The sequence below is a fragment of the Limosilactobacillus reuteri genome, from assembly GCF_002254085.1.
Classification (GTDB): Bacteria; Bacillota; Bacilli; order Lactobacillales; family Lactobacillaceae; genus Limosilactobacillus; species Limosilactobacillus reuteri_K.
Genome location: NZ_NGPY01000033.1, coordinates 85170 through 98446 on the forward strand (window position 1 = coordinate 85170; position 13277 = coordinate 98446).

Consider the following 13277-nt stretch of genomic DNA (forward strand, 5'->3'; position numbering starts at 1 on the left):
ATTAATCAACCTTTGCATTATTTTTCAACTTACTGTTAGGGTTAGTCACAATCCGATCACCAGCATCAACGCCATCAGTCACAATATAAGAGCTGTTGACTGCCCGGCCACTAACATCTGTCTCGCGAACTCGGTTGTCTGAATCAACAACAAATACCTTCCCATGACGAACAGCTGATTTGGGAATCTGGACTCCATCTTGTTTAATAGAAGCTTTTGCTGTCTGCCCCGCCATAAATTTATTAGCACTAACATTAGCAGTTACTTCATATTTGGTATTATTTCCACTATTTTTAGTTGGAATTGTTGAAAGATAACTTACCTGAGTATTAGCAGTTCGATTTGTTGCTAAGGCCTTTACCTTTAGATCAGCACTTTGATGAAGTTTACTATAATCATATTCCGAGACTTGACCGACAAATTGAAGCGTATCTGAGTAAAGAGTAATTACAGGAGCATTTTGCTTTGATTGGTCAACCGTAACATAACCAGCAAAAGGTGCTGTTAATGTTTGATTAACCTTGCTCGAAGCGGTGTTAAGCCGTTGTTGGGTAGCAGCAACACTTGCTTGTGCGTCTGCATATGCATTTTGCGCTTCAGTAAGCTGATTGCGCAAGTCATTGTAACCTTCATCACCTTGCCCCATTCCATTCAACTGTTGACGTAAATTATTAATCGTCTGTTGTTGGGCATTCATCGTTCGTTGACTTTTACTAAGGTCCCCCTGCAGTTCAGCAACACTATCTTGTGTACTATCATTGTGCATGGTTAAGAGCGCTTCTCCTTGTGCAACGTGATCCCCATTTTTTACATTAAGATTTTGCAGGTTACCAGATGGTAAAGTTAGTGTTTGCGTCTGGACTGGTTCAATCTTTCCTGTCAGATTAAAATCTGATTGCTCAGTAACCCGTAGGATATTATATTCATTTTTTTCTGTTGCTTTTTCCTCGCTTGTATGCCGAATTGAAACCAATACAAGAATTATAATTACAATTAGGCCACCGATGCCAATCCACCGACGTCGACGTGTTGCAAATAATTGTCGTAATCGAGATTTATGATGGCTGTTTCTTTTCGCAGTCATATGAACGTTCCTCCAAATAACAATTTTATAGTTAGTTACTTATATGATTAAGTATATAAGTGATGGGATAAAATTGCAAGATTGTATTATTAATATTACATTAATCAAACTTTAATTTAAATAATTTCCCAGGAAATAAAAATAAGGGAGCTGCAAAATAATTTTCACAGTTCCCTTACCTTATATTTAATTTTAACCATTTTATTGTCGTACTTCGTAAATTAGATGCTTATTAGTAAATTCATCGATTCCGTAACTGCTGAGTTCACGACCGTAACCTGAATTCTTAACACCACCAAATGGTAATTCTGGTAATGAAGCCCAGCCGGCATTAATCCAACTCATTCCAGTTTCGATCTTCGCTGCTACTCGCTCTGCATGTTCGGAATCATTGCTAAAGATAGTGTTTCCTAACCCATAGCTTGAATTATTAGCTAATTCGATTGCTTCCTCTTCGGAACTAACCTTATAAACTGAAGCCACTGGCCCAAACATTTCCGTATCAAATATTGGGTTATCTGGGGTAATATCAGTTAAGATCGTTGGCATAAAGAATTGTCCTTCCATGTCAACCGGCTTATTACCATAGTAAACTTTGGCTCCGTTTTCTACAGCTGTATCGACTTGTTGTTGGAGTTTTTCTTTTGCTTTCTTAGATGATAGTGGTGCCAGAGTTGTTAATGGATCAAGGGGATCACCCATTTTAACTTTCGAGAACGCATCTTTCATCATCTTTAAGAAACGATCATAATCCTTTTCAAGTACAATAAAACGCTTTGATGATGTACATACTTGTCCTGCATTATACAGGCGAGCTGCTGGGGCAACTTTTTCGACAAGGTCCCAATCTGCATCGTCTAAGATAATAAAGGCATCATTACCACCAAGTTCCAAAGTGCTCTTCTTCAAATTAGCACCAGCCTCTTTAGCAACGGTTGCACCGCCGCGTTCAGAACCAGTAAGACAAACACCAGCTACCCGCTTATCAGCAATCGCCTTATTTACTTGGTCATATGAAAGGAATAAATTAGTTAAACTGCCAGCTGGAGCACCGGCTTCCTTAACAGCATCGGCAAATGCTTGGGCTGATGCTGGACAATTCGATGCATCCTTCAAAATCATGGGGTTTCCTGCAATAAAGTTGGGAATAAATACTCGGGCAATTTGATAGAATGGGAAATTCCAAGGTTCAACTGCAACTAAAATTCCCAATGATTGCTTCAAAACTTTGGCGCGTCCACTCGTTGTCGCAATAATTTTTGGTTGTAGAAATTCATCTGCATGGGCTGCATAATAATCACAGAAAGAAGCACAAAGGTCAACTTCGCCTTCTGCTTCGCTAATTAATTTCCCCATTTCCTTACTCATAATAGTTGCATATTCAACACGCCGTTCACGTAATATTTGACCTAACTTTAAAATTTGCCGTTTCCGTTCTTCAAGGTCATTATACTTCCGCCAATCTAAATATAATTGATGCGCCGTAGTCAATGTTTGTTCTAATTCTTCATCAGTTGTATTTTCAAACGTTTTTTCTACTTGGTTCGTAAATGGATTGATACTTTGATATGCCATTATGGTTCCTCCTTAAATAAACGCTTACATTTTACAACTATTTAATAGACCAATTCAACTAATATTACTCCGTCAAAATCCAATTATCTCATATTAAAAAGTTTGTTTTTTAACAAATAAAAGCCCTTTTATTATATTTCTAACTAACAATTTTATTATACAGCAAACGCTTTCTTGTTAATTTAATTTCAAGTAGACCAATTTGTGAATTTATTTTTTTGAAAGAAGTGTTTAAATTAGCGTCTTAGTTTGAAATACGCTACGATTAGGTTAGGTACATATAGAAAGGATGATGTTTCAATGACACTTAAGATTTACTCATTTGGTGGTGGTCAAATGGTGGAAGCAATGCTGCGGGCTGCACTGAAGAAAGGAGTAATCACTCCCGAAACAGCCGGCGTAACAGATATTTCGAGCGATCGAGTTAATTATTTGACTGATACTTATCATATTCAAGCAAGTCAACGCCCCGATTGGACGGCCGTTGAGAATGCTGACCTTGTTATTCTGGGAGTGCGTCCACAAGATAACTGGCAAGAAATCATGAAAGAACTTGTCGCCCACCACTACCAAAAGGACGTGCTTTCAATTATTGCTGGCGTAACAGTTGCGCAACTTTCATCACAAGAAGATCTTTTTGCAATTACGCGGATCATCCCCAATACTTTGACTGATGTTGCCATGGGTTATAGCGGTGTCGTTAAAAACGATCGAGCTAATCAAACTGTCATTGAAGACTTTCTAAATAGTTTTGGAAAAGTCGATTACATTGATGAATCCTTGCTAGATGTATTTACTGGATATGGCGTGGCCGGACCAAACTATATCTATAACTTTCTAATTAGTTTTACAAACGCAGGCGTGCTTGCCGGAATGCCTCGCCAACAAGCAAACAAACTTGCTCTTGAGAATTTACGCGCAGCCGCTGCATTTGTAGAACAAAGTGGTAAACATCCTGCCGAATTACTTGATATTAATAATTCTGCTGGCGGAGTGGGGATCACAGCTCAGCACGAGTTAGACAAAAGCTCTTTTTCAGCCGGAATCGAAAATGCTGTCCTTGCTGCTGTTAAACGAACAAAGGAATTAGGCAAACAGAATAAGGGTGATTAAAATGACAGAAACGTTAAATTGGGATCATACAATGGTCGATGTAACTAATCTGCAAGATGCAATTGATTATTTTAACTCTAAAGGGCTAGCCTTTACCCCTGGTGGTCATCATGAATATTGGGGAACAAAAAACGCACTAGATTATTTTGGGCTTAACTATATTGAACTCTTAACAGTCGCCAATAAGGAAAAAGCTAAGGCATTTCCATATGAAAACAACTCAGCAATTCATGATGCTGTTGAGGATTATTTTGCTGGCATTCAGCGAATCACAACAATTGCTATTCGGACTGATAACATCGAAGAAACCCACCGGCGATTAAAGGGACTGGGCCTTAATGTCGGTGATATTACTGATGGAAAACGGGTTGATCCTGCTGGCAAACTCATTCAATGGAAGATTTTCTATGTTGATGACGAACTTGTTAATCATTTGCCTGCCCCATTCTTTATTCAATGGAGTGAAGATGATGATAAACGTCGCGAAGACCTAAAGAAACAGGGATTAATCAAATTCCACCCAGCTGGCGACCTCTTTGTTAAACAAGCTATCTTTAATGTTAGCGACCCAGAAGAAGCAGCTAAGCAATGGTCAGCCCTCTTACAAGCAGAAGTAGTGAGCGAGGGTGATACCTATACAATCAATATTGGAAATAAGCAACTTGTCTTCACGGCTGGCGTTGAAAACCGATTATTTAAACTTATCTTTCACGGCGCAAAGCAACCTGAAAAACTCCAACTTGGACAAATTAGGTTTGATCTACTTGATAAGAAATAGCACAATATAACCTGGGAAATAATATAAGACTAAAAAAACGCGTAAAATCGGTTAAAAAGCTGATTTTGCGCGTTTCCTCTCTCATTTATTGATATTACCTAAAATCTTCAATAATTAATTAGCAATTACTGTTAAAATACTACCAATTACAATTAGGATAATTCCAACTACTGTATATATCATTTCTCGCTTGGTCTTGGTTTCATGCAAAAGTAGGATACCACCAAATGTTGAAATAATAACATTCATTTGACCAAAAATTGAAGCAGTCACTACTCCAAGAGCTTTACCAACAAAAACATAGGCAAAGTTACCAATCCCCCATGAAAGTCCTCCTAAAATATTTAAGTATTGTTCTTTTTGCTTAAATGCTTTAGCGTTACCCGAACAAATAGTATAAATTACTGAACCAAGTAAAATTCCTAATACTTCTGGTAGGAAAATACCCTGACTACTTTCATGAGCAACCTGTGGCATTTTAGGAAAAATCGAATAAGCACAGTAACCAATTGTTGTTACTAATAAAAATAATACCCACTTAGTCGAAACCTTTTTATCCGATGTTCCGTCCGAAATCGAGGTTAAAACAGCCCCAATAATTACAACTACACACGCTGTCAACCCAATACTTAATGCTCTGGCTCCTTGCCATTCATCAAAGAAAAAGATGCCGACAAACGACGTCATAACTAACACAAATGCTGAAGAAAGGGGCATCGTATTTGAAACTCCCATATGTTTAAACGAGATGAACTGACCAACCTGTCCAATTGTCCATAAACAACCGATCGCTAGCGAGAACCAAAAAGCAGTTACACTGACGGTTGGTTTTGTTATCAAATATGCAATAATTCCCACAATTGAAGCTCCAGCACCGATTCCAAACATTTGATTAACTGGTGAACCACCAATTTTACCAGTAATTAATGGCATCGCACCCCAACCAATTGCTGGAATTAAAGCAAGTAAATATATCATTTTCTCTTTTCCTCTTATTCTCTCTTAGAATAATTTTTATTATAGTTTCAAAAGAATGCGCTTGCAAGTAACTTTGTGAAAAAAATTCAAAATATTAAGAATTAAAAGTAGACAAAAAAAGAGGGGGACAGAATTAGCTTGGCTAGTTCATAGTCCCACCTCCGTAAGGTTGGCTGGCAGTTTAATACGTAAAACAGTAAAGAGACTGAGCTGATTTCCAGCCTCTTTGTGTTTATTTAATTATTAGTAGATGCCATCGTAAGCCTTTTGATAAAGCTTTACAATATCTTCAACAGTACCCTTACGTGGGTTAGAGAAGGCATTACCATCCTTGAGGGCATTCTTAGCCATCATTTCAAAGTCTTCTGGCTTAGCACCGATTTCCTTGATTGATGATGGAATACCAACAAGCCGGCACATTTCACGCATACCGTCAATTGACTTTTGAGCGGCTTCGTAAAGGGCAAGACCAGTAGTATCAAAGCCCATTACCTTAGCCAATTCAGCAAACCGTTCTGGACATGCGATTAAGTTATATTCTTCAACAGTGGTCAAGAGCAAGGCACAGCAAACACCATGAGGAGCATCATATTGACCACCGAGTTGGTGAGCCATCGCGTGAACATAACCTAAGTTGGCATTATTGAAGGCCATTCCAGCAAGCATTTCAGCTTCAACCATCTTAGTCCGTGCTTCAATATTGTGACCATTAGCAACTACTTCTGGTAAAGCAGTTTGAATCAATTGAATAGCCTCTTTACATTGACTATCAGTAATTGGGTTATGGTCAACAGAAACGTATGGTTCAATAGCTTGAACAAACGCATCACAACCAGTAGCAGCAGTAATGTCTTTTGGAATATCAAGCATCAACATTGGATCGTTGAATGATACCAATGGAATGTTACGCCATGAAACAACAACAAACTTCAAATGAGTCTTTTCGTTAGTAATAACAGCATGACGAGTTAATTCAGAACCAGTTCCGGCAGTAGTATTAACAGCCATTAATGGTGGAAGTGGATTCTTTAATGTTTCAATTCCAGCAAGTTTGGAAATATCATCACCGTTAGTCAAAACAATTCCGATACCTTTACCACAGTCGTGAGCAGAACCCCCACCAACGGTGATGATTGAGTCACAATTTTCATCTTGGTACATCTTTTTACCAGCTTGAACGTTCCGGATCTTAGGGTTAGGTTCAGCGCCAGTAAATACGGCATAGTCAACGCCAGCCTTTTCCAATGAAGCAATGGTTTGCTTTACAGGACCATTGTCAATCTTGGATAAACCTTCAGTAGTAACAATCAATGGCTTGTGCATATTGAGCATCTTTGCACGATCACCAATTTTAGCAATAACACCAGGACCAAAGAAGTTAACGCTTGGCATTAAGAAATCAAATTGTCTATTCATTAAAAACACCCTCCTCATGGCATTTGAATACGATTCCATTATCATGCAAGCGCTTTATTTTTGCAATAGAAACATTTTGATTTTTTATTCATTATCGCCTAATTTATAATAATAATCTTGCCTAATCTGCTACAATATCACGATGTTTGTCATGATTTTCACAAACTGAACCAATTTTCTATTAGTGTTCCACAATAATTTGCTACTTTAATCACAAACTAGCTTAATTCATTTTCAAAGGCAGTCTTTAATAACGCTGCTTGCGTATTATAAGTATTCAACTTCCGATCAGCGGTCGCAGTTGAATCATCTGGCAGCAAGTTAATTTGTAAATCAACAGGAAGAGCCGCCATCTTTAAGCCGGTTACGACTAATTTCATTGCAATTTGTGCTTGCGAGCCGCCATGTCCACCGAATGTTACTAAACTAACCGGCTTTCCTTGCCATTCTTTTCCTAAGTAATCAATGGCATTCTTCAAAACTGCTGGATAGCCCCAATTGTATTGTGGAAAAACAAACACAAAACCATCATAGCTTTGAACTAATTCACTCCATTTACGCGTTTTTTCGTGAACATATAAGCCCAAATAAGGAATTTTAGGTTCATCCATCATTGGTAAATTAACTTCTTTTAGGTCGATGATGTCAAATTGCACTTTTGTACTTTTCTTTAATTGAACTTTTAACCAATTTGCTACTTGCATGCTCCGCCGATTTGGACGAACGCTGCCGACAATAATCCCAACTTTTTTCATTATCATTGCCTCCTTTTAATACCTTCATTTTAATAGCTTTTTTGTAAAGGTGAAAGAAAAACGAGGACCTGAGCTAATCTCAGTATCCTCGTTTCTTATGATAAAATGACCAATCAATTTTATATTTCGGTCTCTTGAATTGCCACCAAGTTCGTAATTGTTTTGCCCGAAACTGGTAACGTTCAAATTCATCATGCTCAATTCTTTTTTCATTAGGTAATGTTAGTCGTGATTCATTCACTATCCTTGCACTTGCTTTTCCTTGCATCATAAAAATGCATAAGCTAGCTATTACCCCTAAAAGAATTATTTGAGAACCTCGTATGCCTATCTTAAATCAAACCCTTTAATTTTTATGCCATTACACTTCATAATTAATACTATACCATCGCCAACAACAATAAATAATAATCTAGCCAAAACTCAAGAAATTCTTTATTTATGATATGGAAGCCCGTTAATAATGGTAAAAGCACGATAAATTTGTTCGCTTAAAACCAAACGCATTAATTGATGAGGCAAGGTAAAACGTCCAAACGAGATTTGTGCATCTGCTCGTTTTAATACTGCTGGACTTAAGCCTAACGACCCCCCGATCACAAAAGTAATATCACTGTGACCATAAGTTGTTAATTTATTGATCTCTTTTGCGAACTCTTCAGAAGATCGCTCTTTACCCTTAATCGCTAAAGCATATACATATTCACGATCTTTGATTTTATCAAGAATTCGTTCCCCTTCTTTTGCCATTACTTCATCCATTTCTGCCTGGCTTAAAGATTCAGGTGCTTTTTCATCAGGAACTTCAACAATTTCAAATTTGCAATAACGTCCAAGTCTTTTAGCATATTCCGCAATTCCCGCTTTAAAATACTTTTCTTTTAGCTTACCCACACCAATAATTTTTATATTCAAGATATCCACTACCTTCCACAGTTTATCCACAAAGTTATCCACAGGCCAGTATTATTTTTTCTACTTTTCCCGAATGTTCGGTTAATTTTTTATCGAAAAAGCGTTTTCTTAAAAAACACTTATCCACAGTTATCTACAAGAACAGTCGTTCAGCCACAACCCTTTTATCCCTTGCGCCCGTAAGCATTACCGATTAAGCAATCCACAGAATTCCACTTATCCACAAGCGCACATTCAACTTGTGGATAAGTTTTGAACAACAAATTTTATTGATACACCAACATTTATAAAATTAATTTAAATTTACTAGTAGTTATCCACCGACTTATCCACAAGCAATTTCACATTACTATTTTAACGTATTTCTAACGATTTACAACACAATCTGTGGTAAATATACAACGGAATGTCACCTAGCGAATATTATCTTCTTTAATTTTTCTTATTATTCGGAAATTTCCCACTGTCTTACTTAAAGACTGTTCCGTGTTGTTCTGCTTCTCGTTGAAAATCTGCTGGAACTTTTATCCCTAATTTACAAGCCTGCTTTAAATTAAGAACCGGTTCTCCCTGATGGTAATTATTAACAGCCATCTGCCCTGGTCTTTCACCTTTCAAAATACGGGCTGCCATTTTTCGGCACTTCCACTATTTATCCAGTGGAATGGAAAAAGCCTGTACTTGAAATCCGTACAGGCCTTATTTGTACATGATAAAGCAGCCAGTACAGATATAATCTGTGAATAAATCCAGGTCATATCTGTACTACAGCTTCCCTGAGTTATCGGCTTTGCTAACTATGATTTAATTGTAAAGTTTGATAACTCATTTGCTTTACTCCTCTAAACAAATTATGTTCCTTTTAATGATAAAAGTATTTAATTTTTAATCAAGCGTACTGGTGGGCAATCTTTCCACAAACAGCCGCCACAATCGCCGCAAGAATATCATCAATAAATGTATTTACATGAACCTTATCATGGTCAAACTTGGCAATAATCCCACTCTTAACCCGGTCAAAGTAACCGAAGTTTGTCGTGCCAATTGTTCCATAAATATTAGCAATTTGTAAAGCTAGGGTTTCATCTACCCCAAACACCCCAGCATCATTTCTTATAATACCTGCTAAAGGTTCATCTACTTTTCCTTCTTCGGTTAACCGATCAAGTTCAAGTGCTACCATTGCACTATTTAATAATTCACGCTTATGCATCGTATCAATTAAAAATTTTTGACATATTTCCAACGTCAAATCTGGTTCAAAGCCCTTTTGTGTCTCATACACAATCTTCGCAAGCTCTTCTAAGTTTACTCCGCGTTCTTCTAAACGATGTACTACAAATTCATATGCCTTTGTATCTGGGTATTTAAACCGTGGATTATTCATTTTACCCACCATCCTTTATATTGATAACTAATATTATACCCCTTTTAATTAAGAGGCTTTTAATGAAAAGGGAGCGAGACAGAAGTCACTCGTGACTTCGCTTTTCGAGCCCCCGCAAGCAACAATAGGCCTCCAACGTTCGGTTTTACCGGGCATTGGAGGCCATTGGTGTACTGCGTCATTTGTCTTTTATGAAAGTAATTTGGCTTATGTCACAGTCCCAATTCATTAATTATTATCTTGTTGGGAGTCATCAGTTGACGTTGTATCAGCACTCTTTGTTAGATGCAAGGTTGCGGTGTGTTGTTGACCATCACGGTAGTAAGTGACTTTAGCGTTTTGTCCAACCTTGTATTTATATAAGGCTGCCTTTAATGAACCCGCATCTGTAATTTGAGTGTCACCAAGTTTTGTAATGACATCATATTTTTTCAATCCAGCAGTATCAGCAACTGAACCACTATTCACATCCATAATCACTACCCCTTTGCTTACGCTTGTTGGTAGTTTTAAGACTGATTGCTGTTGATCAGAAGTAACATTACTAAGATCCACCATACTAATTCCGAGTGATGGACGAGTTATTTTACCATTCTTAATCAACTGGTTAATAATTGTCACAACTTCATTACTTGGAATGGCAAAACCAATTCCTTCAACTGAAGAGCCTTGTGTATCAGAAGCAAGTTTCATTGAATTAATTCCGATAACTTGACCTGCCATATTAATTAATGGACCACCTGAATTACCAGAGTTAATAGCGGCGTCTGTTTGGATAACCGATGTCAAAGTTCCATCAGTACCGGCTTTTAATGTCCGATCTTTTGCAGAAATAATTCCTTTCGTTACTGTATTAGCATATTCACTTCCCATTGGTGAACCAATTGCTAGCACATCCTGACCAGGAACAATCGAATTAGAGTTACCAAAGGACGCAACTGTTTTAACATTTGCAGCGTTAATCTTCAATACAGCTAAGTCGGTTGCAGAATCAGCCCCAACTAAATCAGCGTTAACTTTTTTACCATTGCTTAGAATTACTTGGAGCGCGTTTGAACCTTTGACAACGTGGTTATTAGTTACAACATAAGCCGAATTGCCACTCTTCTTGTAAATAACTCCCGATCCTTCACTAGCGGTTTCTAATTTATTATCGCTAGACGAATCACTGCTGCTGCCGTTACTACTGTTGCCATAACCAAAAATTCCTAGCGTCCCACTTGATTGCTGAACTTTTTGTTTATTGATAACACTAACAACGGCTCCTTGAACGGACTTATAAGCTTGGGATGCCTCTCCGTTTAAGTCGGCCTTATTCTTATTAACCTTCGTACCACCAGACTTATTAGATCCAGCTGGAACTCGTGTACTTGTTACTTCTTCATGGTGTTGTACCAGGTTATTAATTCCTAAGGCAATTCCACCACCAATAAGACCAGCAAATAAGCCGACAACAATTACGCCTAGCCACAAACGATCTTTAAAAGCTTGTTTTATCCTATTCATCAATTAAACCCTCCACTAAGTTAAAGAATCACTATCTTCAAATTACAATTTAAATATGAAAAATCATTGAATAAAGTCGATAAAAACCGTGATATTTCCTTTATTATAACGTCATTAGCTTGCTTGGTTCTTCTGGTTCAGCATCTTGCAATTTAAAATCATGATCGACGCCAAAGTCATGCTGCTCCATCAAACTTGCAACTGTTAAATGGGCTAGCGAGCGCATGTTGTTATGTTGACTACGGTGACCAAGGAAAATCTCTTTGGTTCGTCGGCCAACAACACTCATCAATGCATCCGCACCTTCTTCATTGGAAAGGTGGCCCTCATCTCCCAAGATCCGCTGTTTTAATGGCCATGAATAAGGACCCATCCGCAGCATTTCTGTATCATGATTGCATTCCATTACATAAGCATCTGCATTTCGAATAGTTCCCGCAACTCGATCAGAAACATAACCAGTATCCGTAATAATACAGAAAGTCTTATTACTGTGATGAACTTGGTAAAATTGTGGTTGCGCCGCGTCATGGGATACAGCAAAACTTTCAATATCCATATCTCCCAAGTCCTTAACAGTATTTGGTGCAATAATATGTTTTTGTGCTAATGGGATTTTACCAACTTTATTAGCCATTGCCTGCCAGGTACCTTCATTGGCATAAACATCCATCCCATAACGGCGTGCCAAGACACCAACACCATGCGTATGATCACTGTGTTCATGTGTTACAAAAATTGCATCGACATCCTTTAATGATCGATCAATCTTCTTCATTAAATTTTCAATTCGCTTTCCACTTAAACCAGCATCAATTAAGATTCGGTGGTTGCGCGTTTCCAAATAAGTTACATTCCCAGTACTCCCGCTCGCAAGTACACTATAACGTAATGGATCCGTTTCTGTCACTTAAAGTTCCTCCTCAATTACTTATTATTTAACGAGTTCGTATTCACACTATCTGGCGTTTCCTTCATAACTGTACTATTAAATGCGTTAACTTGTAATTGTTGAATTGCTCCTGAGTTTTTAGTTTTGATTTCAACAGTCCACGTTGGCACATAGACTGCTTTATCATCAGTAGTAGTGTTAAGGAGCTTAGAATAACTGAGCACCGACCACCTAATGCGGGAGTTATTAGGAATCTGATTATGTTTATACAACCAGGTAATTGCTCGGCGCTGGCTAATCGTATTTGACCGTTGCCGGAGAATTTCAACATCTTGCAAATAAGTCTGCGTATAACCTGTTATCTCATGGTCAGAGTTTATCCGAAAACGAATTTGCCCATCATTTGAAAATAGCGGCTTTCCTTCTAGCATTTGCGTATAAACAAGGGTATTTTTGTCCGATAATTCCTTGTTATAACGATAATGATTTCCCAAACTTACCATCTTTTTATTTTTTAACAGCTGGTCGACACGCCGAATATCATTATTTTTAGTCGTTTTAATTGGCTTATCAAACTCACTAGTCAGTGTTCCTGAAGATAGACGAAAATTTTGATTACGTAATTTCCCGGCTTCCTGTTCTAAGATTCCACCATCCGATGATTTTTTCCCAGCAATATAATATCCGGTTTGCTGTTTGTTAGAAAGGTCGCCATAACTAATCGAGTCATTGCGCATTTCTTTTAACACTGTTGATTGGCGATTTTGCTGACCATTAGAAACGGTAAATTTAGTTTCTAAGATTAATGAACTTCCAACAAAAATATCAAAAAGCAAAAAGGCAAGGATAAAGATCCATTGAATACGTTTAAAATTCAT

General features: G+C 37.7%; 14 protein-coding genes. 2 read left to right on the plus strand and 12 right to left on the minus strand.

The window, feature by feature from the left end; all coding sequences use genetic code 11:
* Position 1 precedes the first annotated feature (1 nt).
* The gene (locus CBG10_RS07000) at positions 2–1084 is read right to left on the minus strand and encodes an efflux RND transporter periplasmic adaptor subunit (RefSeq protein ID WP_086142446.1); all 1083 of its coding nucleotides are present in this window, start codon (positions 1082–1084) and stop codon (positions 2–4) included.
* 201 nt (positions 1085–1285) lie between these two features.
* Positions 1286–2659 (minus strand): NAD-dependent succinate-semialdehyde dehydrogenase, encoded by a 1374-nt coding sequence (locus tag CBG10_RS07005; RefSeq protein ID WP_094512126.1) that lies wholly within the window; start codon positions 2657–2659, stop codon positions 1286–1288.
* A gap of 300 nt (positions 2660–2959) precedes the next feature.
* On the opposite strand from CBG10_RS07005, the gene CBG10_RS07010 reads away from it, so the two are divergent.
* Positions 2960–3772: a pyrroline-5-carboxylate reductase family protein gene (locus CBG10_RS07010; RefSeq protein ID WP_019251834.1), complete on the plus strand. Its 813-nt coding sequence runs from the start codon at positions 2960–2962 to the stop codon at positions 3770–3772.
* 1 nt (position 3773) lies between these two features.
* The gene (locus CBG10_RS07015; RefSeq protein ID WP_035156678.1) at positions 3774–4550 is read left to right on the plus strand and encodes a VOC family protein; all 777 of its coding nucleotides are present in this window, start codon (positions 3774–3776) and stop codon (positions 4548–4550) included.
* Positions 4551–4664: 114 nt separating this feature from the next.
* On the opposite strand, the gene CBG10_RS07020 is transcribed toward CBG10_RS07015, so the two are convergent.
* The 10 genes from CBG10_RS07020 to CBG10_RS07065 all read right to left on the minus strand — a co-directional run bounded on the left by CBG10_RS07020 (position 4665) and on the right by CBG10_RS07065 (position 13277).
* A complete protein-coding gene (locus CBG10_RS07020; protein ID WP_003665279.1) occupies positions 4665–5528 on the minus strand; it encodes a GRP family sugar transporter in 864 nt (287 codons plus the stop codon).
* A 243-nt stretch (positions 5529–5771) separates the two neighbouring features.
* The gene (locus tag CBG10_RS07025; protein ID WP_094508981.1) at positions 5772–6944 is read right to left on the minus strand and encodes an iron-containing alcohol dehydrogenase; all 1173 of its coding nucleotides are present in this window, start codon (positions 6942–6944) and stop codon (positions 5772–5774) included.
* Positions 6945–7162: 218 nt separating this feature from the next.
* Positions 7163–7705 (minus strand): NADPH-dependent FMN reductase, encoded by a 543-nt coding sequence (locus CBG10_RS07030; RefSeq protein WP_019251837.1) that lies wholly within the window; start codon positions 7703–7705, stop codon positions 7163–7165.
* A 73-nt stretch (positions 7706–7778) separates the two neighbouring features.
* On the minus strand, positions 7779–7991 hold the full coding sequence (locus CBG10_RS07035) for a hypothetical protein (RefSeq protein WP_094501663.1): 213 nt from the start codon (positions 7989–7991) through the stop codon (positions 7779–7781).
* Positions 7992–8134: 143 nt separating this feature from the next.
* Positions 8135–8614, minus strand: coding sequence for a 23S rRNA (pseudouridine(1915)-N(3))-methyltransferase RlmH (gene rlmH / locus CBG10_RS07040; protein WP_011953354.1), 480 nt, complete (start codon positions 8612–8614; stop codon positions 8135–8137).
* A 468-nt stretch (positions 8615–9082) separates the two neighbouring features.
* Positions 9083–9247: an ABC transporter substrate binding protein gene (locus tag CBG10_RS07045; RefSeq protein ID WP_225359314.1), complete on the minus strand. Its 165-nt coding sequence runs from the start codon at positions 9245–9247 to the stop codon at positions 9083–9085.
* Positions 9248–9503: 256 nt separating this feature from the next.
* Complete coding sequence (locus CBG10_RS07050) at positions 9504–10001, minus strand: phosphatidylglycerophosphatase A family protein (protein ID WP_011953352.1); 498 nt, start codon at positions 9999–10001, stop codon at positions 9504–9506.
* 228 nt (positions 10002–10229) lie between these two features.
* On the minus strand, positions 10230–11507 hold the full coding sequence (locus tag CBG10_RS07055; protein WP_094503720.1) for a S1C family serine protease: 1278 nt from the start codon (positions 11505–11507) through the stop codon (positions 10230–10232).
* 103 nt (positions 11508–11610) lie between these two features.
* Positions 11611–12417 (minus strand): MBL fold metallo-hydrolase, encoded by an 807-nt coding sequence (locus CBG10_RS07060; RefSeq protein ID WP_094501657.1) that lies wholly within the window; start codon positions 12415–12417, stop codon positions 11611–11613.
* 17 nt (positions 12418–12434) lie between these two features.
* The gene (locus tag CBG10_RS07065) at positions 12435–13277 is read right to left on the minus strand and encodes a two-component system regulatory protein YycI (RefSeq protein WP_094503722.1); all 843 of its coding nucleotides are present in this window, start codon (positions 13275–13277) and stop codon (positions 12435–12437) included.

Bases quoted from the DNA above. Each gene is read 5' to 3' on its own strand.
- CBG10_RS07005 (WP_094512126.1), bottom strand. From the start codon at position 2,659: ATGGCATATCAAAGTATCAATCCATTTACGAACCAAGTAGAAAAAACG.
- CBG10_RS07055 (WP_094503720.1), bottom strand. From the start codon at position 11,507: ATGAATAGGATAAAACAAGCTTTTAAAGATCGTTTGTGGCTAGGCGTA.
- CBG10_RS07065 (WP_094503722.1), bottom strand. From the start codon at position 13,277: ATGAATTTTAAACGTATTCAATGGATCTTTATCCTTGCCTTTTTGCTT.
- CBG10_RS07015 (WP_035156678.1), top strand. From the start codon at position 3,774: ATGACAGAAACGTTAAATTGGGATCATACAATGGTCGATGTAACTAAT.
- CBG10_RS07050 (WP_011953352.1), bottom strand. From the start codon at position 10,001: ATGAATAATCCACGGTTTAAATACCCAGATACAAAGGCATATGAATTT.
- CBG10_RS07000 (WP_086142446.1), bottom strand. From the start codon at position 1,084: ATGACTGCGAAAAGAAACAGCCATCATAAATCTCGATTACGACAATTA.
- CBG10_RS07010 (WP_019251834.1), top strand. From the start codon at position 2,960: ATGACACTTAAGATTTACTCATTTGGTGGTGGTCAAATGGTGGAAGCA.
- CBG10_RS07045 (WP_225359314.1), bottom strand. From the start codon at position 9,247: ATGGCAGCCCGTATTTTGAAAGGTGAAAGACCAGGGCAGATGGCTGTT.
- CBG10_RS07030 (WP_019251837.1), bottom strand. From the start codon at position 7,705: ATGATAATGAAAAAAGTTGGGATTATTGTCGGCAGCGTTCGTCCAAAT.
- CBG10_RS07020 (WP_003665279.1), bottom strand. From the start codon at position 5,528: ATGATATATTTACTTGCTTTAATTCCAGCAATTGGTTGGGGTGCGATG.
- CBG10_RS07025 (WP_094508981.1), bottom strand. From the start codon at position 6,944: ATGAATAGACAATTTGATTTCTTAATGCCAAGCGTTAACTTCTTTGGT.